The organism is Haloterrigena salifodinae (assembly GCF_003977755.1).
Lineage (GTDB): Archaea > Halobacteriota > Halobacteria > Halobacteriales > Natrialbaceae > Haloterrigena > Haloterrigena salifodinae.
Genome location: NZ_RQWN01000001.1, coordinates 414,677 through 434,493 on the forward strand (window position 1 = coordinate 414,677; position 19,817 = coordinate 434,493).

The 19,817-nt window shown below is 64.5% G+C and carries 23 protein-coding genes and 1 tRNA gene; 8 read left to right on the forward strand and 16 right to left on the reverse strand.

The genetic code is table 11. The features are described 5' to 3' along the window. Window positions 1-20 precede the first annotated feature (20 nt). Complete coding sequence (locus tag EH209_RS02125) at window positions 21-332, reverse strand: HalOD1 output domain-containing protein (protein WP_126661331.1); 312 nt, start codon at window positions 330-332, stop codon at window positions 21-23. After that, window positions 325-807, reverse strand: coding sequence for an Lrp/AsnC family transcriptional regulator (locus EH209_RS02130; RefSeq protein ID WP_126661332.1), 483 nt, complete (start codon window positions 805-807; stop codon window positions 325-327). The genes EH209_RS02125 and EH209_RS02130 overlap by 8 nt, the downstream gene beginning before the upstream one ends. Before the next feature lie 246 nt (window positions 808-1,053). On the opposite strand from EH209_RS02130, the gene EH209_RS02135 reads away from it, so the two are divergent. From EH209_RS02135 to EH209_RS02145, 3 genes are all read left to right on the forward strand, one after another. Next, a complete protein-coding gene (locus EH209_RS02135; protein WP_126661333.1) occupies window positions 1,054-3,534 on the forward strand; it encodes a DNA topoisomerase VI subunit B in 2,481 nt (826 codons plus the stop codon). Beyond that, complete coding sequence (locus EH209_RS02140) at window positions 3,531-4,622, forward strand: DNA topoisomerase IV subunit A (protein ID WP_126661334.1); 1,092 nt, start codon at window positions 3,531-3,533, stop codon at window positions 4,620-4,622. Before EH209_RS02135 ends, EH209_RS02140 begins: the two co-directional genes overlap by 4 nt. Window positions 4,623-4,782: 160 nt before the next feature. Further along, entirely contained in the window at window positions 4,783-5,409 is a 627-nt protein-coding gene (locus EH209_RS02145) for a DedA family protein (protein ID WP_126661335.1), read from the forward strand. Window positions 5,410-5,601: 192 nt separating this feature from the next. On the opposite strand, the gene EH209_RS02150 is transcribed toward EH209_RS02145, so the two are convergent. The 3 genes from EH209_RS02150 to EH209_RS02160 form a co-directional block, all read right to left on the reverse strand. Further along, window positions 5,602-6,474 carry a zinc ribbon domain-containing protein gene (locus EH209_RS02150; protein WP_249038734.1) on the reverse strand — a complete coding sequence of 291 codons (873 nt, stop codon included), beginning with the start codon at window positions 6,472-6,474 and terminating at the stop codon, window positions 5,602-5,604. Window positions 6,475-6,658: 184 nt separating this feature from the next. Continuing rightward, on the reverse strand, window positions 6,659-7,372 hold the full coding sequence (locus tag EH209_RS02155; RefSeq protein WP_126661337.1) for an MBL fold metallo-hydrolase: 714 nt from the start codon (window positions 7,370-7,372) through the stop codon (window positions 6,659-6,661). Window positions 7,373-7,423: 51 nt separating this feature from the next. Continuing rightward, the gene (locus tag EH209_RS02160) at window positions 7,424-8,161 is read right to left on the reverse strand and encodes a fumarylacetoacetate hydrolase family protein (RefSeq protein WP_126661338.1); all 738 of its coding nucleotides are present in this window, start codon (window positions 8,159-8,161) and stop codon (window positions 7,424-7,426) included. A 288-nt stretch (window positions 8,162-8,449) separates the two neighbouring features. Here EH209_RS02160 and EH209_RS02165 point away from each other — a divergent pair. Then, window positions 8,450-8,524 (forward strand) — tRNA-Glu (locus EH209_RS02165). 302 nt (window positions 8,525-8,826) lie between these two features. On the opposite strand, the gene EH209_RS02170 is transcribed toward EH209_RS02165, so the two are convergent. Together EH209_RS02170 and EH209_RS02175 are read right to left on the reverse strand one after the other, a co-directional pair. After that, window positions 8,827-9,078, reverse strand: a complete 252-nt coding sequence (locus tag EH209_RS02170; protein ID WP_126661339.1) for a HalOD1 output domain-containing protein — start codon at window positions 9,076-9,078, stop codon at window positions 8,827-8,829. Then, the gene (locus EH209_RS02175) at window positions 9,065-9,490 is read right to left on the reverse strand and encodes a DUF7344 domain-containing protein (RefSeq protein WP_229380126.1); all 426 of its coding nucleotides are present in this window, start codon (window positions 9,488-9,490) and stop codon (window positions 9,065-9,067) included. Before EH209_RS02175 ends, EH209_RS02170 begins: the two co-directional genes overlap by 14 nt. A 372-nt stretch (window positions 9,491-9,862) precedes the next feature. On the opposite strand from EH209_RS02175, the gene EH209_RS02180 reads away from it, so the two are divergent. Then, window positions 9,863-10,303, forward strand: a complete 441-nt coding sequence (locus EH209_RS02180; RefSeq protein WP_126661340.1) for a hypothetical protein — start codon at window positions 9,863-9,865, stop codon at window positions 10,301-10,303. Window positions 10,304-10,393: 90 nt separating this feature from the next. On the opposite strand, the gene EH209_RS02185 is transcribed toward EH209_RS02180, so the two are convergent. From EH209_RS02185 to EH209_RS02210, 6 genes are all read right to left on the reverse strand, one after another. Then, the gene (locus EH209_RS02185) at window positions 10,394-10,708 is read right to left on the reverse strand and encodes a zinc ribbon domain-containing protein (protein WP_126661341.1); all 315 of its coding nucleotides are present in this window, start codon (window positions 10,706-10,708) and stop codon (window positions 10,394-10,396) included. A 90-nt stretch (window positions 10,709-10,798) separates the two neighbouring features. Then, window positions 10,799-13,180, reverse strand: coding sequence for an ATP-binding protein (locus EH209_RS02190; RefSeq protein ID WP_126661342.1), 2,382 nt, complete (start codon window positions 13,178-13,180; stop codon window positions 10,799-10,801). A gap of 91 nt (window positions 13,181-13,271) precedes the next feature. Beyond that, window positions 13,272-13,985, reverse strand: coding sequence for a TOBE domain-containing protein (locus EH209_RS02195; RefSeq protein ID WP_126661343.1), 714 nt, complete (start codon window positions 13,983-13,985; stop codon window positions 13,272-13,274). Window positions 13,986-14,034: 49 nt separating this feature from the next. Continuing rightward, window positions 14,035-14,802 carry an amino acid ABC transporter ATP-binding protein gene (locus EH209_RS02200; RefSeq protein ID WP_126661344.1) on the reverse strand — a complete coding sequence of 256 codons (768 nt, stop codon included), beginning with the start codon at window positions 14,800-14,802 and terminating at the stop codon, window positions 14,035-14,037. After that, complete coding sequence (locus tag EH209_RS02205) at window positions 14,799-15,515, reverse strand: ABC transporter permease (protein ID WP_126661345.1); 717 nt, start codon at window positions 15,513-15,515, stop codon at window positions 14,799-14,801. The genes EH209_RS02200 and EH209_RS02205 overlap by 4 nt, the downstream gene beginning before the upstream one ends. Beyond that, window positions 15,515-16,468 carry a substrate-binding domain-containing protein gene (locus EH209_RS02210; protein WP_126661346.1) on the reverse strand — a complete coding sequence of 318 codons (954 nt, stop codon included), beginning with the start codon at window positions 16,466-16,468 and terminating at the stop codon, window positions 15,515-15,517. The genes EH209_RS02205 and EH209_RS02210 overlap by 1 nt, the downstream gene beginning before the upstream one ends. 318 nt (window positions 16,469-16,786) lie before the next feature. Here EH209_RS02210 and lrp point away from each other — a divergent pair, with 318 nt between their 5' ends. Continuing rightward, on the forward strand, window positions 16,787-17,251 hold the full coding sequence (gene lrp, locus EH209_RS02215) for an HTH-type transcriptional regulator Lrp (RefSeq protein WP_126661347.1): 465 nt from the start codon (window positions 16,787-16,789) through the stop codon (window positions 17,249-17,251). A gap of 68 nt (window positions 17,252-17,319) precedes the next feature. Here lrp and EH209_RS02220 read toward each other — a convergent pair whose 3' ends face one another. From EH209_RS02220 to EH209_RS24900, 3 genes are all read right to left on the reverse strand, one after another. Then, the gene (locus EH209_RS02220; protein WP_126661348.1) at window positions 17,320-17,538 is read right to left on the reverse strand and encodes a hypothetical protein; all 219 of its coding nucleotides are present in this window, start codon (window positions 17,536-17,538) and stop codon (window positions 17,320-17,322) included. A gap of 135 nt (window positions 17,539-17,673) precedes the next feature. Next, window positions 17,674-17,991 (reverse strand): hypothetical protein, encoded by a 318-nt coding sequence (locus EH209_RS02225; protein ID WP_008894800.1) that lies wholly within the window; start codon window positions 17,989-17,991, stop codon window positions 17,674-17,676. Window positions 17,992-18,112: 121 nt separating this feature from the next. Next, a complete protein-coding gene (locus EH209_RS24900; RefSeq protein ID WP_256402143.1) occupies window positions 18,113-18,241 on the reverse strand; it encodes a hypothetical protein in 129 nt (42 codons plus the stop codon). Window positions 18,242-18,346: 105 nt separating this feature from the next. Here EH209_RS24900 and EH209_RS02230 point away from each other — a divergent pair, with 105 nt between their 5' ends. Then, window positions 18,347-18,838 carry a DUF309 domain-containing protein gene (locus EH209_RS02230; RefSeq protein WP_008894798.1) on the forward strand — a complete coding sequence of 164 codons (492 nt, stop codon included), beginning with the start codon at window positions 18,347-18,349 and terminating at the stop codon, window positions 18,836-18,838. Between the two features lie 140 nt (window positions 18,839-18,978). After that, entirely contained in the window at window positions 18,979-19,776 is a 798-nt protein-coding gene (locus tag EH209_RS02235) for a succinylglutamate desuccinylase/aspartoacylase domain-containing protein (RefSeq protein WP_126661349.1), read from the forward strand. Window positions 19,777-19,817 lie beyond the last annotated feature (41 nt).

Consider the following 19,817-nt stretch of genomic DNA (forward strand, 5'->3'; position numbering starts at 1 on the left):
GCCGGCTCGTTCGCGGACGCTCACCGACCGATCTCGTCGTCCAGTCCGATCACGACCGAGCCGTCGCTGACGACGGTCACCAGCGCGCCGCGGTACTCGAACGAGGCCGATCGCAAGCCGCGTTGGTCGCGTCCGGAATCGGACTCGAGGAGGCGGTCGAGGGCCTCCGGATCGACGACGTCGTAGAGCGGGCCGCGATCACGTTCGTCATCGAAGACGGTCTCGATGACGTCGACGACGGCGACGCTCGGCGCCGTCGTCTCGAAGTCGTACTGCGCTCGATACCGTCGGGACTCCACGTCGAACTCGACCGGGCCGCTCGCATCACTCATCGGTCTCGTTCTCGTCGACTAACTGCTGGCCGAAGTGGTCGAACGGCTGTTTGTGGAGGCTCTTCAGGATTTTCGAGTTGACGACGTCGAACCCGAGCTCGCTGAGTTCGTCGCTCACGCGGGCGATATCGTCGGTGTCGGTCCCGACGGCTTCGATCTGGACGTTATCCGTTCCGTTGAGCACCTCCTGTATCGTGACGACGCCGCTGACCTCGCGGGCCTCGCGGGCGAGTCGCTCGCGCTCCGGGTTCGGGGCCGAGCAGATGAAGAGAACGTGCAACTGGAGCCCCGCTTTGTCGTAGTCGATGTCGGGATGGTAGCCCCGGATGATTCCCTCCGATTCCAGTTGTTCGATACGGTTCCGAACGGTGCTGGCCGAGACGCCGATCTGCTCGGCCATCTCCTGGGTCGTGATCCGGCGTGCATCCTGCTGGAGAAGATACAGTACGGCCTTGTTCGTCGCGTCGAGGTCCATCTCTCAGTTTCGCAGATGTGTCCCACTACTTTGTTCTTTTTGCAACGTATTCCGATTAATGCTGCTTATTTAGCAATAGCTCGGATAAAACGCAATCTCCGCTGCCCTCTCAGCTGTGGAAATAGCAACCCGTCTTCGACGCGATCAGAGCTCGAGGACGGCGGCTCGGCGAGACAACTGTTGACCACGTTCACTTCCGCTCCGGTAGCGCACACCTTTTAGCCCCGCCGTTAGTATGAAGGGACAATGACGTCGTTTCAGTCGACACTCGGTGACGAGGCGGGGATCGCCGAGGAGCTGGCCGAGAACCAGCAAGCGATCTCCATCGCCGAGTTCTTCGAGAAGAACAAGCACATGCTCGGCTTCGACAGCGGTGCTCGAGGCCTCGTCACGGCCGTCAAAGAGGCCGTCGACAACGCTCTGGACGCCGCCGAGGAGTCGGGTATTCTCCCGGATATCTACGTCGAGATCGAGGAGGCCGGCGACTACTACCGGCTGATCGTCGAGGACAACGGGCCGGGGATCACGAAGGAGTCGCTCCCGAAGGTCTTTGGGAAACTGCTCTACGGCTCCCGGTTCCACGCCCGCGAACAGTCCCGCGGCCAGCAGGGAATCGGGATTTCCGCCGCCGTCCTCTACTCTCAACTGACGAGCGGGAAACCCGCCAAGATCACCAGCCGAACCCAGGGCTCGAGCGAGGCCGAGTACTTCGAACTCATCGTCGACACCGACAGCAACGAGCCCGAGATCAGCGTCGCGGAGACCACCTCCTGGGACCGCCCTCACGGGACGCGCATCGAACTCGAGATGGAGGCGAACATGCGCGCCCGCCAGCAGCTCCACGACTACATCAAGCACACGGCGGTCGTCAACCCCCACGCGCGTCTCGAACTCCGCGAACCGCAGGAACACTTCAAGTTCGAGCGCGCGACTGACCAGCTCCCCGAGGAGACCGAGGAGATCCGACCCCACCCCCACGGGGTCGAGCTCGGGACCGTCATGAAGATGCTGACGTCGACGGATTCCCAGACCGTCTCCGGCTTCCTCCAGGAGGAGTTCACCCGCGTCGGGAAGAAGACCGCCGACTCGATCATCGACGAGTTCCGCGACCGCCACTACGGCCGCGAGATGCGCTGGCGGCCGCCCACCGAACATGAGGATGTTGACCTCGAGGCCGCGGTCTCCGAGGCCACCGCGAACAAGGGCGCCGACGCCACGGCCGCCTTCGCCGACGTCATCGCCGAGCGCGTCGACGAGACGGACCGGATCGCCCACCACGAACTGCTCGCGGTCGTCGATTCGGCCGCCGACGAGGTCGAGGCCGAGCACGGCACGACGTTCGGCGACACCGTCCGCGAAAACGCCGTCGAGGCCGTCTGGCTCGCGCTGATCGACGCTCGATCGGAGGCCGACGCGGCCGGCGAGACCGCCGACGAACCCGTCGAGTCCCGACTCGTCGCCGACTGTTACGAGCTCGCCGACGAGGCGACGAGCACCCGCAAGGACGACGAGGTGATCCGCGCCTTCGCCGACCGGCTCGCGGCGAAGTTCGACGACGAACTCGAGGGCGGCGAGGGCGAGGACGGTAACGTCCGCCACCGGCTCACCCGCAAGCGACTCCGCGCGCACGTCGACCGTGCCGCGGATCTCACCGAGGAGTACGACGACGTCTCCTTCGGCGACACCGCTCGCGAGAACATCACCGAGGCCGTCTGGGACGTGATGGCGACCGTCCCCGACGACCCGCCGCTGGTCCGCGAACTCGCTGGCGACCGGGACGCCGCCAGCGACCTCGTCGACGGGATGCGCGCGACCGATATCATGGCGCCGCCGACGCGGTGTCTCTCGCCGATCTCCGAGGAGCTGATCAGCGCCGGCCTCGAGAAGGAGTTCGACGCCGACTTCTACGCCTCCGCGACCCGCGACGCAGAGGTCCACGGCGGCGATCCGTTCATCGTCGAGGCCGGCATCGCCTACGGCGGCGACTTAGAGAGTGAAGGAAGTGTCAACGTCATGCGCTTTGCCAACCGCGTCCCGCTGGTCTATCAGCGCGGCGCGTGTGCGACGACCGACGTCGTCAAATCGATCGGCTGGCGCAACTACGGACTCGACCAGCCCGGCGGCTCCGGCCTGCCGAAGGGGCCGGCGGTGATCATGATCCACGTCGCGTCGACGAACGTCCCGTTCACCAGCGAGTCGAAGGACGCCGTCGCGAACGTCCCCGAGATCGAAGACGAGATCGAGCTCGCGATCCGCGAGGCAGCCCGAGAGCTCAAGAGCTATCTCAACAAGCGCCGCTCGATGCAACAGCGCCGGAAGAAACAGAATGTCCTCGGGACGATCCTCCCGGAGATGGCCGAGAAGGTCGCCGAGGTCACCGGCCGCGACGAACCCGACATCGGCGATGCCATCGCGCGCATCATGAACAACGTGCTCGTCGAGCGAAGCGTCAAGGAAAACGGCGACGGCCAGGCCGTCTCGGTCACCGTCGAGAACAACTCCAATACGAACGAGTCCCTGGAGATCACCGACATCGTCTCCGACGAGCCGACGAGCCTCCCCGACGACGCGACCGTCGTCGAGATGGACGGCGAGTGGTTCGTCAAGTGGGAACCCGAGGTCTCGAGCGACGACGAGGCCACCCTCGAGTACGAGGTGGCCGACGGCGCGGAGTGCAGTCTGGACGTAAAGGGTGTCGAAAGTGAGAAACTCACGGTGAAACAATGAGCGCAGACAACGACCAGCAAGCCCAAGAGCAGTTGATCGATCTCGCCGCGCAGTTCTACGACCAGTTCGAACTGGGCGAGATCCCCCACATGTCCGTGCCGACGCGGACGAAGAACAACATCGAGTACGACGAGGAGAGCGACGTCTGGGTATACGGCGACCGGGAATCGACCCGCTCGGCGAACTCGGTAAGCGGCGCTCGAAAGCTGCTGAAAGCGACGTATACGATCGACTTCCTCGTAGAGCAACTCGAGCAGGATCGCTCGTCGACCCTGCGTGAACTCTACTACCTCTCGGAGAGCTGGGACAACGACGAGGCCCAGTTCACGAGCCAGGACGAGTCCAACAGCATGGTCGAGGATCTGGAGATCGTCTCCGGAGTCACCCGCGAGGACTTCCACATGCGCCCCGAGGAGTCGGGCGCGAAGGTGATGGGGCCGCTCTACATCCGCGAGCAGACCAAGCGCGGCGACCGCGACATCCACTGCCAGCTCGACGTGGGGCAAGGCGGGTACCAGATCCCGAACAACCCGGACATGATCGAGTTCCTCGACAACGACGCCGATTTCGTCCTCTGCGTAGAGACCGGCGGCATGCGCGATCGACTCGTCGAGAACGGCTTCGACGAGGAGTACGACGCGATCGTCGTCCACCTCGGCGGACAGCCCGCGCGGGCCACGCGCCGACTGACGAAGCGCTTCCACGACGAGCTCGGGCTCCCCGTGGTGGTCTTCACTGACGGTGACCCGTGGTCGTACCGCATCTACGGCTCCGTCGCCTACGGGTCGATCAAGTCGGCCCACCTCTCGGAGTACCTCGCGACGCCCGAAGCGAAGTTTATCGGCATCCAGCCGGCCGACATCGTCGAGTACGACCTGCCAACCGACCCGCTCTCGGACTCGGACATCAACGCCTTAGAGAGCGAGCTCGAGGACCCGCGCTTCCAGACCGACTACTGGGAGGAACAGATCGAACTCCAACTCGACATCGAGAAGAAGTCCGAACAGCAGTCGCTGGCGTCCCACGGGCTCGACTTCGTGACGGACACGTATCTGCCCGAACGGCTCGACGATATGGGCGTCCTCTAGACGCCCGTAACCGCCGTTCAGCGGAATCCGCTACCAGTAGTTGGAGAGACGATTGCTTTACTGAGAGTGGCTGCGGAACCCGAGTTCAGTAGAATCGACTTCTCTAGCACGCCTTCCTGCTCGTCAAAGGGGTATTACGACGTCGCCACTTACGCCACCCATGGTAGACGTAACGGAGGTGGCGCTCCGGTTCGTGCAATTATACGGCCCGCTCGCACTGTGCCTGTTTACCTTCCTCGAGGCGTCGATGCTGTTTCCGTTTCTCCCGAGCGAAGCCGTGGTTCCGGCGGCGGCTGCACTACTCATCACTGACCCCGTCTCGTTTTTCGTGTTCGTGCTCGCGGCCAGCGCCGGCGGGACGGTCGGAGCGTTCGTTCCGTTCTACGTGTTTCGCGGCTCTCGAGTCGGTGAGGGAGACTGGATCCGGAATCGAATCACCGTTTCAGACGACCGCATCGACGAGGGGCGAGAATGGTTCCGACGGTGGGGACAATCGTCGGTCCTCTGGGGACGGTTCCTGCCCGTGTTACGTTCCGTGATCTCTATTCCGGCGGGGTTCGCCAACATGCTTCCCGCGAGATTCGGCGTCTACACGGCGGTCGGGACGATCGCGTTTTACGCGGCCGCCGGAGGCGTCGTCTACTACGGGCGCCAACGGTCGCTCTTCGAAACGGCGTTCGACGCCGCCACCGCCAGCCCGCACCTCACCGTCGGAGGGATACTCGCACTCCTCGGAATCGGACTGCTCGTGAAGAGCCGATTCCGCCGTTCGGCCTTCTCAGAGTGAACGCGCTATCTCGGTGGGGGCGTAGTTACCGAACCGACCCGCTTTGCTCCAGTGCTAATTTCGAACGGGAGTACTCGTCCTCCGATCTGCTGTGAATCGACTCAAGATACCGGATTCGACTCGAGGTTCCGCGTTCGCTTCTCTCCGGTACAGTCGACTCGAGCGGCGGCGACCGCGCGTCGGTACCGATGTTCAGGCGTGTTCTGATTCCGGATCGCGGTCCGGCTCCCCGGCCGCGGCCGACTCGGTCGCGGTCCGCTCGCCGGCACCGGTTCCCTCGGCGTTCGCACACGCCCGGCAGTAGTAGTTGCGTCCCTCGGAGATCGTCAGCGGAACGCCGAGGGCACAGCACTCGTCCCGATAGATGCGCTCGAGGCCGCGCCCGACGGGGTCCGCACAGGCGGCACACGGGCGGTCGGGGGCGACGACCGTCCGTTCCTCGACCGACCGGATCCGACCGTTCGCCCCGATCGGGTGCCGACTCTCGAGGCGGCGCCGAACCGACGGCAGGGCGCTCGCGCCCAGCATCGCGAAGAGGGCGGCGAGCGCGACCAACACGACGGTCGCCGCCGCGGCCGCGACCTCGAGAGCGATTACCGCGACGATCGCGGCGACCAGCCAGCAGCCGCCGGCGACCACTCGCCAGTGCAGCCCGGAGCCGGCCGCGGCATCGCCGCGGGTCTGCTCGACCTCGCTCCCCTCGACGCGGTCGGCTCGCAGGATCAGCCGCTCGGCGTCGCCGAAGTACCGGTAGGCGCCCCAGAGGGCGTTGCCGATCCCCATCGTGAACCAGACGGTGACCAGCGCGACCGCGAGGTGCTCCTTCGCGTTTCCGAACGTCCGGCGTACCATGACGGCGCGATCGCCGAAATCGTGCTCGAGTCGCCACCCCTCTCGGGAGGCCCGCGTGATCCGGTGCTCGAGGCGGTCGCGGTCGCTCGTCTCCGTTTCGATATCAGCGTTTCGTCCCCCTCGATCGCTCCGGGTCGCAGCGGTGGCGGTCCGCCTCCGCGGTCCGGCGGTCGATCGATCGGTCGCGGCGCCACAGTTCGGACAGTAGTTCATCCGTCTCTCGAGACCGGTCCCACATTGCGCGCAGTACTGCGATGCGGGCCCGTCCCGACTCGACCGACGATAGCCGCCCATACGAGAGCGGTCGGCGCCAGCGACACTAACGCTTTGGAGCGGTCAGTACGGCTGTCTGTCAGGACGGCCGACTAGTCGGCAGCGATCGAGAGCGATCGGCGGCTCAGTTCGTTCCCGGTTCGTCGAGGACGACCGGCACGCCGCGGTTCGCGACGTCGACCACGAACGCGTCCGCGTCGGTCTCGATCGCCGCGAACGCGTCGTAGTGAACCGGAAGGACGAGATCCGGCTCGAGTCGCGCGGCGAGGTCGGCGGCCTCGCGGCGGTCCATGGTGAACGTCCCACCAATCGGCGGACAGAAGAGATCGACGGACAACTCCTCGTGGACCGGCAGCGCGTCGGTGTCGCCGGGCCAGAACGCGGTGACGCCGTCGATCGTGACGCCGAAGCCGCAGCCCTCGCCCTCGGGGTGGTAGGGCGCGCCGTTCTCGTCGACGTGCGGTCCCGCGGGATCGTTGTAGGCGGGCGTCGTGAACAGATCCAGCGGCCCGAGGACGAACGACTCGTCGGCGCGGACGCGCTCGACGTCGTAGGAGAGGTCCTCGGGGCCCTCGTCGACCCGATCGATCTCTGTGGCGTCGATCGACTCGTGAACGAGGACCATGGCATCGTCGCGGGCCACCCGTTGGATCGAGTCCGGATCGTAGTGGTGGTCGTGAGAGACAAGAATCAGATCACCGTCCCGCGGCTCGCCCGCGAGCGCGTCGCGCTCCTCCGGGCCCGGATCGACGTAGACGACGGCGCCGGTCCGGCCCTCGAGGCGGATCGTCGCGAGGCCGAGCCAGTCGACGGTCACCGCGCCGAATCGAACGGTCATACGGGCGCTTCGCTCGAGCGACCCGAAAAAGGTTCGGCTGCCGACGCGGCGTCAGGGCCGCCGAATGCTGTGCTCGAGCGTTCCGACGCCCTCGACCTCGATCTCGACCTCGTCGCCGTCCTCGAGCGGACCGACGCCCTCGGGCGTTCCGGTGGCGATGACGTCGCCGGGCTCTAAGGTCATGTAGGTCGTGATCTCGGCGATCAGCTCCGGGATGGGGAAGATGAGCTGCTCGCGGGAGCCGTCCTGCCTGAGTTCGCCGTTGACGCGGGACTGCACGCTGGCGTCGTCGGGCACCTCGTCGGGGGTCGCGAGCACCGGCCCCATCGGCGCGGCGCCGTCGAAAGCCTTCCCGCGGATCCAGTTCTGTTCCTCGTTCTGGTCGTCGCGGTTCGAAACGTCGTCGATGCAGGTGTAGCCCTCGACGACGTCCATCGCGTCCGAGACGGGGACGTAGCGACACTGCTCGCCGATGACGACGCCGAGTTCGGCCTCGTAGTCGATGCGCTCCTTGCCGGCGGGCGCGGTGACGGTGTCGCCGTGGGCGGCGACGGCGTTCGGCGGCTTCAGGAACAACAGCGGCCGATCGGGCAAGTCCGACCCCATCTCGTCGGCGTGATCGGCGTAGTTGCGACCGATGCAGACGATCTTCGACGGCTCGCAGGGTGGCAGCACGTCGATCGCGTCGTCCTCGAGGGCGTAGCTCTCGTTTCCGAAGTGAACGGAGCCATCTTCGTACTCGCCGCGGCGCACGGCGCCGGCCGGATCGCGGAAGCGAACGAATTTCACGTGCGAGTGGTTGTGTTGCGGGCTCAAAAGGATTGAGAAGTCGGCGGCGTTCGCGAATCGACGAGAAAATCGGCATTTGAAGGATTGAGGCGCCACTATTCGGTGCCCACTGGCTCAGAAATGAGGACGAAGAGATGACAATAATCCGACCGAGAGAGGGCGTGCCATTACGGCCGCGGAACGGAACGTTTTTTACTAGGCCTCGGCAACGACCTATTGCGTTCGACGCACGCTCCGCTGGCGAGATGGACGAAGTCCGTCGAGGCTCGGAGCGGGAACGCAGTGATCGCTCCGTTGGTGTAGTCCGGCCAATCATTTCGGCCTTTCGAGCCGATGACCTGGGTTCAAATCCCAGACGGAGCACTTCTTCGCGAACAATATCGTGAGCGAAGACTGCTATCTGGCGATTTGAAGTAGAAAAACGCGAGTGTTAGCGAGCGTTTCGCGTAGTTCACATCCTAGATGGAGCATCCCGACGGCCTCACCGCATGCGATTTCACTTCCCTCTCAACTGGAATAGACGAGAATCTCTACGATGCTGAAGTGGATTGCGCTTTCTACCTCGGCGTTGTCGGGCGATTGTCTGAACTGGTCGGTAATACAGCGGTGGAGGTCAGCCCGGCAGGGGTTCCAGTTTCGGGTGGTAAAGCCGCGTCACCCACCGGTCATTCACCCGCCGTCGACATACTCGTCGTATGCAGGATACCATCAACGAAGATCTGTCCCTCGTGGGTCAAAGTGACTTGATGATCAGAATATTGGAACGTAAAGTTCCAGTCACCCTTTTCTTGATCACATAGGTTCTCTAATATTTCGGGATCGATGTACTCGTACAGCAAATCGAGTTCCGCTGGTTCTACCCCATCCTGGGCAGCTACCGCTTTGACAACGCTGGTGACGACGTCAGTTTGCGTCATCGTTACTGCTCTTCTGTATAATCTTACAGTTGTCAACCAAGGACTTGGGGATCTCGTCTATCGACTCGAACACGTTCTCAACGATAAATGCCGGTTCCGCGAAATTAGGGCCGCGCTGGACACAGAACCGTTCGCGATCCCAGCGAACGTACCCCGCTTCGGCGAGCTTCGGGAGGTGGTGATGGCGCAAGTGAATTGCTAACGTCTCGGAGTCCATCGATTGATTGGGGGATTCTGCAGCTTCAGGCAGCGAGATCCGGCGCTCTTGTGGTTCATCCAGCAACGAATTAATGATCTCTCGCCGCGGCTCGACGGAAAGAATGTCGAATAACTGATTCCATCTCTCAGCCCATTCCCAATCGTTAGACGGACTAGTAGCCATACCCGTGCCTATTGTCTCTACGTACTTCATCCTTGTTAGCGAACATGTAATTTTCTATTAATATTTAGATTGTCTATTCTCCATTCAGGATTCCCATCTCAGCCGACCGTGCAGCCAAGTCGTCAAACCGTACTACACGTCCGGACATGGTTCAAATTCTAGAGAGGGTACTAGACGCTCGTCGTACGGCGATTGATACCGGAATAGCACTCGAAACGTCCGTCACCCTCCAAACGACTCAGCGTATCCCGGCCCTGTTTGGAGGTGTGCTGATTAGTTCCGCTCACAGAACCGTTTTCATTGAGAGGGATGACCGACAGAAGTATGGAGTGAAATCCGTTAGCACCCGGCGCACCGTCGTTCGCGATCGGAGACGCACCCGAACCGCTGTTTCGCGATCCGGTGTTCGACGGCGCGGCGGATCCGTCGATCATGTGGCACCGCGAGAACGAGGAGTGGTGGCTGCTCTACACGCAGCGACGGTCGAACATCGACGTACCGGGGAAAGCGTGGATTCGCGGCTCGGAGATCGGCGTCGCCACCGCGACTGACGGCGGAGGTTTTGCTACCGCGGCACGCTCCGAACGGTCCCTACGGGGGCTGCCCCGGCAATCTCATCCTCACCCAGGGGGCCATCCTCACCACAACATTCGGGCCGCCGGTCACGACGACTTCGTGCAGGACGGCAACGGCCGGTGGCGACTCGTCCATCTGGGTATCCGTCAGCGCGGGCCGTGGCCGAAGTTCCAGGACGAACTCGAGGAGGCTACGCAAGATGAGGTCAGGGAGGCAATCGAGCGGACCGAAGCGGACGACGACGATGACCTAGTGGTCGGTTCGTAGTCGCTCCCGGGCGAGGCCCGCGACTGGCGTAGTGGCCGACGAGGACGGTTCTCCCGTCGCGGATCCGTGCGACCGGAGCACGAACGCGTCTCACTCGAGTTTTCGCAGACACCCGTGACAGAACGAGCCGACCGAGTCGGTTTCCGTCGCGCACGTCGGACAGCGATCGTCGCGACTCGCCGACCGTGAGGAGACCGATGTCGAAATGAGACTCTGCTGTGGGTCCGCGTACGCGTCGACGACGTCGTTCCACGTAACCGCTGGATCGGATTCGCCCGCACGGGCGCTCGTTCGGGCGAGCATCGAACTCCGTTGCATGCGACCCAGTCCGTACCAGAATCCGAGGAAGACGAGCGACGGCAGGAGGCAGAGCAACAGGACTGCCCCGAGGAGGAGGATGGTCATACGGGGCGTTTCGGCTCGCCCGTCATCAGCGCAGTCGTGAAACTGTTCGAGAGTAATAAACCCCTCCGCAGTGGCCGCTTCCGGCCGGCGTCACTCGACCGCCGGCAGCGTAAACGAGAACGTCGTCCCCTCGCCGGGCTCAGAGTCGATCCAGATCTCGCCGCCGTGGCGTTCGACGATCCGCTGGCAGAGCGCGAGCCCGATGCCCGTGCCATCGTACTCCTCCTGGCCGTGCAGTCGGTCGAAGACGGTAAACACGCGCTCCTGATCCTCGGAGGCGATGCCGATCCCCTCGTCGCGAACCGAGATTTCCCACTGTTCGCCCTGCCGTTCCGCGTCGACGGAGATTCGAGGCGGGTCGTCGCCGTGGTACGTGAGTGCGTTATCCAGCAGGTTCTGGAACACCTGCCGCAACTGGCTCACGTCGCCCTCGACGGTGGGGAGGTTGTCGAGTTCGAGCGCCGCGTCGGTCTCGTCGATCTGAAACTGCAGGTCGTCGATCACGTCGTCGAGGACGGTCTCGAGATCGACCGGCTCGAGTGGATCGCCCCGCGTTTCGATCCGGGAGTACGCGAGCAGGCCGTCGATCATCTCGCTCATCCGTTCGGCCCCGTCGACGGCGTAGTCGAGGAACTCCTGTCCGTCCTCGTCGAAGGCGTCTTCGTACCGGTTCTCGAGCAGTCGGAGGTAGCTCGTGACCATCCGCAGCGGTTCCTGCAGGTCGTGACTGGCCGCGTAGGCGAACTGCTCGAGGCGCTCGTTCGATTCCTCGAGTTTGCGCCGGACTCCCCGGCGTTCCGTGATATCGGTCAGCGTCACGACCGCGCGAGTCACGTCGCCGCACTCGTCAGTGACGGGCATCCCGTGTTCCATGATGACCCGACACTCGCCGTCGAACGCGTCGATCTCGTAGACGTTGGGTTCCGTCACCGCCTCGCCCCGAAGCACCTGGGTCATCGTCCAGTCCTCGGGACCGACCGGCTCCCCCGAGTCCGCCCAGACCGCGTCGTACTTCGTGTACTCGTCGACGCACCCCGCGTCGAAGACGTCGTCGCCCCAGATCTCCCGCGCGGTGTCGTTGGCCGTGAGCAGCGAGCCATCTGCGTCGGCGACGACCGCACCCACGGGCAGAACCTGAAACAGCGTCTCGAGTTGCTTGCGTTGCTTCTCGGCCTCGAGTTCGGCCCGCTTTCGGTCCGTGATATCCGTCAGCGCCCCGGGGAACGTCTCGGGGTTCCCGTCGTCGTCGGCCTCGACGTGGCCGCGGGCGACCACCCACCGGAGCTCGTCGTCGTCGTTCCGGACGCGGTACTCCGCCTCGTACTCGTCGCAGTTCTCGACGGCAGTCTCGATCTGCCGTTCGACGCGGTCGCGGTCGTCCTCGTGGACTGACGACAGCAACAATTCGAGCGGAACGCCGTCTCGCGCCGCTTCGGGATCGATGCCGAACGTGCGGGCGAACGACGCCCCGGCGACGAATTCGTCCTCGGAGACGTCCCACTCCCACGTCCCGACCGCACCCGCTTCGGTCGCGGCCTCGAGTTGTGCTTTCGCGTCCTCGAGGTAGCGCTCCCGCTCCTTGCGTTCAGTCACGTCGCGATCGGAGACGATAATGGAGACGACGTCGCCGTCGTCGTCCGTGACGGGTCTGAAGACGCCGTCGATCGTGTACCGCTCGCCGCTCGGCCGGGTGAGGTCGGTCTCGAACTCGACGTACTCGCCGTTTGCCGCCCGACGGGTCCACTCCCGGACGTCCGATCGGGCTTGATCGCCCTCGCCCCACCATGGCGTCTCCCAGATCGGCTCGCCGGTCACGTCCTCGAGGTCGGCATCGATGTACTCCATGGCTGTCCCGTTGATGTCGAGGACCGTCCCGTCGGGCTCGAGCAGTCCGACGAGGATGTTCGGATCCTCGAAGATCGCTTCGAACCGTCGTTTCGCCCGCGCGTTCTCGGTCGCGGATGCGAGTACGGTAGCGACGCTGCGGAGGAACGCCGCGTCGCGGTCGGAAAACGATTGCCGGTCGGTCGCGTGCGTTCGCAGGATTCCCCACGGCCGCTCGTCCGGGCCGATACTGACGCTGAGCCCGCTGGTGACGTCCCGCTCGCCCAGCCTGTCGGAGCCGGAGAACCGGTCGTCACCGTCGAGATCCTCGACGACGACCGGTTGCGCGGCGCGAAGCGCCTCCCCCGCGTACGAACTCGAGTCGGCCGGTATCGTCGCGGTTCCGACCAGATCGTCGGCCCAGCCGACGCCGCGTCGAAGGCGGAGTTCCTCGCCGCCCGGGAGCAACTCGAAGACGCTCGCGCACTCGGTGTCCAGGGTCTCGGCGACAACGGTGGCGGCGTCGTGCAGTAACTCGTCGAGATCGTCGATTTCGAGCGCCTGCTGTCCGAGATCCGCGACGACCTCCTGGCGGCGGATGCACGGACCATCGTTCGATTCGGTATCCGCGTTCGGGGAGGTTGTCATTCAAGTCACGTATTAGCGGCCGCGGTATAAGATCTTCTCTCGAATTCCGACAGCGATACTCGAGCCACGGGAGCTCGCGAGTCGGTTCGACTTACGCCCGCGAATTCGGATCGATGCGGATCCCTCGCGCGGCGGTCGCCTTGAACGAGGCGGCGATCTGGCGCCCGGGCGCCAGACCGAGGCGCTCCGAACTGGCCTTCGTGACCAGCGCCTGGAGCGTCGGGTCCCCCTCGTCGCCCTCGAGATCGACGGTCACCCTGGTGATCGACTCGCCCGGCTCGAGGCGATCGACGGTGCCCCGAAACTGGTTGCGCAGGCTGGTGCTATCGGCTTCGAGGGCCTCCTCGGGTTCGGTCAGGACGACGGCGTCCGATCGAACGGTAATCTGGACCTCGTTCGCGTCGTCGGGAACGAGCGCCAGAATCGGGCCGATCCCCGTCTCGACGGTTCCGAGCTCCCCGGTTCGGTCGCGGACGGTGCCCGCGAAGACCGATTCCGTCACTCGAGCGACGCCGTCGAGTGCGGCCTCGTGGCGGTCGAACTGCTGGCGCAACTCGCGGGCGGTCGCGGTCAGTTCGGTCCCGCCGCCGCCGCTGCCGCCGCGCTGGCGCTCGGTGATCGGGCCGACGGCCTCCTCGATCTCCACGACGCGGTTCTGGAGGCGGGCGTAGGAGCGGCCAAGTTCTTCGGCGGCGCGGTGCATCGATCCGTACCGATCGATGGCGTCGAGCATCTCGATGTCGCGCCGGTCGATCGTGACGTCGTCGACCGCGAGTTTCGTAGTGTACTCCTTTTCGATCGTCATGGTGACTTCGAGCGGTGGTCGGCGCGTGCGCGGCGGGTCTCCACGATGGTCAGTATATCAGTTCGCCGTCGATAAATTTCCGGGTCCGGTCGTCGCGCGGGTCGTCGAACACGCGTTCGGTTCGGTCGACTTCGAGGATTTCGTCGCCGAGCAATACGGCGGTGCGGTCCGCGACGCGCCGGGCCTGGTGCATATCGTGCGTCGCGACGACGACGCCGATCCCCCGATCTCGGGCCTGGAGCACCGCGTCCTCGATGACTGCCGTGTTTCGCGGGTCGAGATCGGACGTGGGTTCGTCCAGCAGGAGGATTTCGGGGTCGTACGCCAGCGCTCGGGCGAAGGCGACGCGCTGGGCTTCGCCGCCCGAGAGCGAGTCGGCGTCCTGATCGACCTTGTCCGCCAGCCCGACGGTCTCGAGGGCCTCGACGGCGTCGCCGGTGCCGTTTTGCTCGCCGACGAGTTGCGCGAATCCGTGTCGAATCCGTTCGGGCCATGACTGGCGAACGCGGAGGCCGTAGGCGGCGTTCCGACGGACACTCGCGTCGAAGAGGCTCGCGTCCTGAAAGACCATGCCGATGCGACGACGGTGCTCAAGTCGCCGCCCCTCGGGCTGTCGCCAGACGTCCTCGCCGTCGTAGCTGATCGTCCCCCGGTCGGGCGCGTCGAACAGCGCGAGCAGGCGAAGCAGCGTCGACTTGCCGACGCCGGAGGGGCCGATGATCGCGACGACCTCCCCCGTCGAGACCGACAGCGAGACGCCGTCGAAGACGGTTTCGTTCCCGTAGCCGTGGGAGACGTCGGTCGCCTCGAGGGTCATCGGTACCCCCCGCCGTCGCTGCCCAGTCGGACGACGATGCCGTTGACGACCAGCACGATCGCAAGGAGGACGACGCCGAGGATCATCGCCGTCTCGAACCGTCCCCGCTGGGCCTCGAGCTGGATCGCCGTCGTCAGCGTCCGCGTCTTGGAGGTGCCGTCGGCGCTGGCGATGTTTCCGCCGACGATGAGGACGGAGCCGACCTCGCTGATCGCCCGCCCGAAGCCGGCTAGCACCGCGGTCGCGATCCCGTAGCGAGCTTCCTTGATGGTGACCAGCGCCACGTCGAGGCGGGTCCCGCCCATCGCGTACGCCGCGTCGCGGACGTTTTGCTCGACGCTGCTCACCGCGGCGAGGCTGACGCCGGTGACCACCGGGGCGGCGAGGACGAACTGCGACATGATCATCGCCTCGCGCGTGAAGACGAGTTCGAGCGAGCCCAGCGGGCCCTCGTTGGAGACCGTAAACAGGACAGCCAGTCCGACGACGACGCTGGGAAACCCCATGCCGGTGTTGATGATCGACGTCAGGAGCCCCTTCCCGCGAAAGTCGGTAAAGCCGACGGCGAGCGCGACTGGGAGGCTACACAACGTGCTTAACGCGACCGCGGCCACGCTGACGTACAGGGAGACGACGATGATGCTCCGGATGTAGTTCCACTCGAAGGGGAACTCGGTGAACAGCGGGACCGTCGTCGCGCTCTCGAGGGACATTATTCGTCCGACGAGTCGCTCGAGTTGCCAGTGCTATCGGCGCTCCACCCCTCGGGGACGTACTGCTGGAAGTTCGGCTCCTCGGAGAGGGCTTCGGGATAGAACAACTGCTCGCCGTTGGCCGTGTAGTTCTCGATAAGGTCCTGGCCCTCCGGGCTGGTGATGAAACCGATGTAGGCCATCGCGAGGTCGTACTCGACGTTGTCGTGGACCGCCGGGTTGACGGCGACGATCCCGTAGGGGTTCGCGAGCAGTTCCGGTCCGCCCTCGATCGGACCCTGCACGTGGATCTCGAGGTCCACCTCATCTTGCATGTCCAGATACGTCCCGCGGTCGGACAGCGTGTAGGAACCCTGCTGGGTGGCCATGTTGATGACGTCGCCCATCCCCTGGCCGGCCTCCTGGTACCACTCGCCGAATTCGTTGACGTTGAGCCCCGTCTCGTCCCAGATCTCGAGTTCCTTCGTGTGCGTTCCAGAGTCGTCGCCTCGAGAGACGAACGAGGATTCCGAGTCGGCGATGGCGGTGAACGCCTCGGTGACGTCGTCGCTGCCACCGATCCCCGCGGGATCGTCGGGACCGCCGATGACGACGAAGTCGTTGTACATGAGGTCCCGTCGGTTGACGCCGTACCCCTCCTCCATGAACTCGTCCTCGAGCGAGCGGGCGTGGACCATCACCACGTCCGAGTCGCCGTTTCGAGCGGTCTTGAGGGCCTGCCCCGTCCCCTGCGAGACGGCATCGACGGAGACGCCGTACCGATCCTCGAAGGGCGCGTTGAGTTCGTCGAGCAACCCGGTGTTGTACGTGCTCGTCGTCGTCGTCAGCGTCAGCGTTTTGCCGCTGATCCCGGCGTCACCGCTGTCGTCGCCGGTCAGCGTCGAACAGCCGGCGAGTCCGGCGGCGCCACCAGCGGCGAGCGCGGCGACGAACTCGCGTCGTTGTATCGTCATGGATACCACGACGAACGGCGGGAAGAAATAGCTTTGGTTCGTCCAATAACTGCCGTCAGTTACGCCGGACGATCGCAGCGGGTCGAGAAGCACGACAGAAGCAGTTTCCCACCCCGTGATAACGAGAATCGGTTATTCCGGTCCCGCGACGGCAGTCGCGGTCGACCGCGTGGCCGCGAACGCGAATTCGCTTATTTCAGCCGCCTCAAATACCGAAATAGATGTCGAACGGGGATTTCCTACGCGAAGCAACGATGGGGGCTGTTAGAACTGGATATTCGTAAATACCTTATATATGGAGTACTTCATAGTATACAAATGACCTACGAACACCTGGACACGGATCTGGTAAACGAACTGCTCGGCGACGGACGCGCGAGTCTTCGCAGCCTCGCGGAGGAACTCGACGTCTCGGTGACGACCGTCTCGAACCACCTCTCGGACTTGGAGGAGGAAGACGTCATTCAGGGATATACGCCGATCGTCGACTACGACGCCCTCGGCTACGACGTCACCGCGGTGATGCAGCTCAAAGCCGAAGGCAGCGCGCTGCCGAAGATCACCGAGTCCCTGAAGGACCACCGACAGATGATCTCGGTCTATGAAGTTACCGGCAACTACGACGTCATCGCCATCGGGAAGTTCAAAGACACCGACGACATGAACGACCAGATCAAGCAGCTGATCACCGACCCCGACATCAACCAGTCGAACACGAGCATCGTTCTCAACGCCGTCTCGGAGAACGAACAGTTCGAACTCAACCCCGACGAGGATAACTGATCGGCCGGTCGATTCGGTCCTCGAGCCGTCGACTACCTTCGGGCCCGTAGAACGGGACCGGGCCGGCCTCAGTCGGCCGACACCGCGTAGTACTCGGTATACTTGACGAGATCGCACCCTTCGAACGCGTCGGCCGAGCCGTCGGCGTCGTCGATCTCCGCTTCGGCCGGGGTGTCGATCAGGAGCGGTACCTGCGCTTTCGCCTCCTCTTCGAGTTCGTCGTAGTGGCAGACTCGGCAGTCGGACGGAATCTCGTCGACCGGCTCGAGCGTGATACGTTGACTCATGGTCGTGGCACTAGCCACGAACCGAATTCTCTTCAGTTTTGCGCCCTGGTCAGGAAGTATTTTCCCGAAATAGATCGCAAATAGCGGAGATATTTGACGAACGTCTACGACGGTCCGCGGTCCGACGCTCGAGCGTCAGTGGTCGATTCCGGGACGCTGGAAGGTCGTTTCGTCCGACGACGGCGCCTCGAGGGCGTCGTCGATCTCCGGCGCCGCAAGGAGGTCGTTTCGGTCCGGTTCGTCGGGCCGTCTGAAGTAGTAGGTGTCGGCGCAGCCGGCGACCATCGCCGAGAGCGGTTGCTCCTCGTCGTGAACGATCGATACGAGGTCGCCCGTGACCGCGATCAGCGCCGCGTCGTCGGGTTTCCGGAGGTGATCTCGGAGTTTGGCGGCGGTGCAGTCGTCGGGCAGTTGCAGGTGGACACCGTCGACGGTCGCCCATCGCGTCTCCATGTTTCGTCGATGGGGCCTCGCGACCTATACCGTTGGGCCCGCAGCTACAGGCCGCTTACCGGATACGGGCTGGACAGGCCGTCAACGGCGGTCGAGCGACGGGCGAGCGGTGAACCAGGTTTCAGGTAGCGTTCTCTTCGAGCTGGTCGGGGTCGTACCGGCGACCGCAGTTCAGACACTGGTAGTCGCCCTCGATGTGCTCGTAGAGGCGCTCCCCACAGTCCTGGCACCGCCAACGAGGGTGCTTCATCTAGTCGATGGTGGAGGACCGGACCCGAATAAGTACTCGGATGGTTCGTCGGGGTCGTCTCGCGGTCGGCGACGGAATTACCCGTCCGCCGCTCCAACTCGGCGTATGGACGAGCACACCAGCGACCCGACCGTCGCACCGCCCCCGGGGCTCGAGACGCCGACGGGCTGGCGGCCCGAGGCGGGGCGCTGGGAGCACGCGACGCTTCGTCGGGCGACGGTCCACGGTGTCCGACTCTTCAACGCTGGCGCCTACCACGAGAGCCACGACTGCTTCGAACTCGAGTGGTACAACTACGGCCGCGGGAGCACCGAGAGCGCGTTCTGCCACGGGATGGTACAGGTCGCGGCCGGCGCGTACAAGCGGGTCGACTTCGACAACGACGACGGACTGCGGTCGCTCTTTCGAACCGCGCTCCAGTACCTGCGGGACGTTCCCCGAGACTACTACGGCGTCGACGTCCTCGAGGTCCGGACCGTGCTGACGAACGCCCTCGAGGAGCCGAGCCGCGTCGACGATTGGCGAGTCCCCATCGACGGCGAGCGACCGACCGCCGGACCGGCCGATTTCGAGTACGCTGAGACACTCGAAGAGTGACAGTTCCGTCCGCTCGTCGACTCGAAACCGGTCGTATCGGGGGATAGCGTCGTGGCAACTAGCCCCATGGAGACCGGACGGAATGGTCTCGTTCGTGAGAGACCGAATCGCCTTTGGCCACAGAGCCCAATGATGCGGTAATGAGAGTTGCACAGCTCGGGTCAGGAACGCCGGAGATCGCAGTCGTCGCGGGCGTTCACGGGGACGAACCCTGTGGCGTTCGCGCCGTCGAACGGTTGCTCGACGAGCGCCCGACCGTCGAGCGGCCGGTCAAGCTCATCGTCGCCAACGAGGAGGCCCTCGAGCGGCGGGTCCGATTCGTCGACGAGGACTTAAACCGCGCGTTTCCCGGCGATCCGGACGCGAAAACTCACGAGGGACAACTCGCCCATCGGCTCGTCGAGGAGCTCGACGGCTGTCTGACGTTCTCGATGCACTCGACCCAGAGCCACGGCGAGCCCTTCGCGATCGTCAACGGCGTCAGCGAGACCGCGAAAGCGGTCGTCCCGAAGCTGCCGGTGTCGGCGATGGTCGAGACGAGCAACTTCGCGGAGGGACGCCTGTTCTCCGAGATCGACACGATCGAAGTCGAGTGCGGCCTGCAGGGGTCGGAGACGGCCGCCCAGAACGCGGACCGACTGACCCGCGCGTTCCTCACGGCCGTCGACGCATTACCCGGCGATACGATCCGCAGCGATCTACCGGTCTACCGGCTCACCGACGTCATCCGCAAGCAGGACGCCGACACCTACGAGGTCTTCGTCGACAACTTCGCCGAAGTCGAGGCCGGCGATCCGTTCGCCGCCGCCGACGGCGACACGCAGGTCGCCGACGAACCGTTCTATCCCATCCTGATGTCGCCGAACGGCTACCGGGACGTCTTCGGCTACGCCGCCGAAAAGCTCGACGTCCTGACGGCGCCGCCGGCCGCGGACTAGCGGTCGCGGTCCGCACGCAGCGCCGACCCGGCACGGCCAGC

Coding starts and splice junctions, on each gene's coding strand:
- EH209_RS02125 (WP_126661331.1), bottom strand. CDS start 332: ATGAGTGATGCGAGCGGCCCGGTCGAGTTCGACGTGGAGTCCCGACGG.
- EH209_RS02130 (WP_126661332.1), bottom strand. CDS start 807: ATGGACCTCGACGCGACGAACAAGGCCGTACTGTATCTTCTCCAGCAG.
- EH209_RS02135 (WP_126661333.1), top strand. CDS start 1,054: ATGACGTCGTTTCAGTCGACACTCGGTGACGAGGCGGGGATCGCCGAG.
- EH209_RS02140 (WP_126661334.1), top strand. CDS start 3,531: ATGAGCGCAGACAACGACCAGCAAGCCCAAGAGCAGTTGATCGATCTC.
- EH209_RS02145 (WP_126661335.1), top strand. CDS start 4,783: ATGGTAGACGTAACGGAGGTGGCGCTCCGGTTCGTGCAATTATACGGC.
- EH209_RS02150 (WP_249038734.1), bottom strand. CDS start 6,474: ATGAACTACTGTCCGAACTGTGGCGCCGCGACCGATCGATCGACCGCC.
- EH209_RS02155 (WP_126661337.1), bottom strand. CDS start 7,372: ATGACCGTTCGATTCGGCGCGGTGACCGTCGACTGGCTCGGCCTCGCG.
- EH209_RS02170 (WP_126661339.1), bottom strand. CDS start 9,078: ATGACGCAAACTGACGTCGTCACCAGCGTTGTCAAAGCGGTAGCTGCC.
- EH209_RS02175 (WP_229380126.1), bottom strand. CDS start 9,490: ATGAAGTACGTAGAGACAATAGGCACGGGTATGGCTACTAGTCCGTCT.
- EH209_RS02185 (WP_126661341.1), bottom strand. CDS start 10,708: ATGACCATCCTCCTCCTCGGGGCAGTCCTGTTGCTCTGCCTCCTGCCG.
- EH209_RS02190 (WP_126661342.1), bottom strand. CDS start 13,180: ATGACAACCTCCCCGAACGCGGATACCGAATCGAACGATGGTCCGTGC.
- EH209_RS02195 (WP_126661343.1), bottom strand. CDS start 13,985: ATGACGATCGAAAAGGAGTACACTACGAAACTCGCGGTCGACGACGTC.
- EH209_RS02200 (WP_126661344.1), bottom strand. CDS start 14,802: ATGACCCTCGAGGCGACCGACGTCTCCCACGGCTACGGGAACGAAACC.
- EH209_RS02205 (WP_126661345.1), bottom strand. CDS start 15,515: ATGTCCCTCGAGAGCGCGACGACGGTCCCGCTGTTCACCGAGTTCCCC.
- EH209_RS02210 (WP_126661346.1), bottom strand. CDS start 16,468: ATGACGATACAACGACGCGAGTTCGTCGCCGCGCTCGCCGCTGGTGGC.
- lrp (WP_126661347.1), top strand. CDS start 16,787: ATGACCTACGAACACCTGGACACGGATCTGGTAAACGAACTGCTCGGC.
- EH209_RS02220 (WP_126661348.1), bottom strand. CDS start 17,538: ATGAGTCAACGTATCACGCTCGAGCCGGTCGACGAGATTCCGTCCGAC.
- EH209_RS02225 (WP_008894800.1), bottom strand. CDS start 17,991: ATGGAGACGCGATGGGCGACCGTCGACGGTGTCCACCTGCAACTGCCC.
- EH209_RS24900 (WP_256402143.1), bottom strand. CDS start 18,241: ATGAAGCACCCTCGTTGGCGGTGCCAGGACTGTGGGGAGCGCCTCTAC.
- EH209_RS02230 (WP_008894798.1), top strand. CDS start 18,347: ATGGACGAGCACACCAGCGACCCGACCGTCGCACCGCCCCCGGGGCTC.
- EH209_RS02235 (WP_126661349.1), top strand. CDS start 18,979: ATGAGAGTTGCACAGCTCGGGTCAGGAACGCCGGAGATCGCAGTCGTC.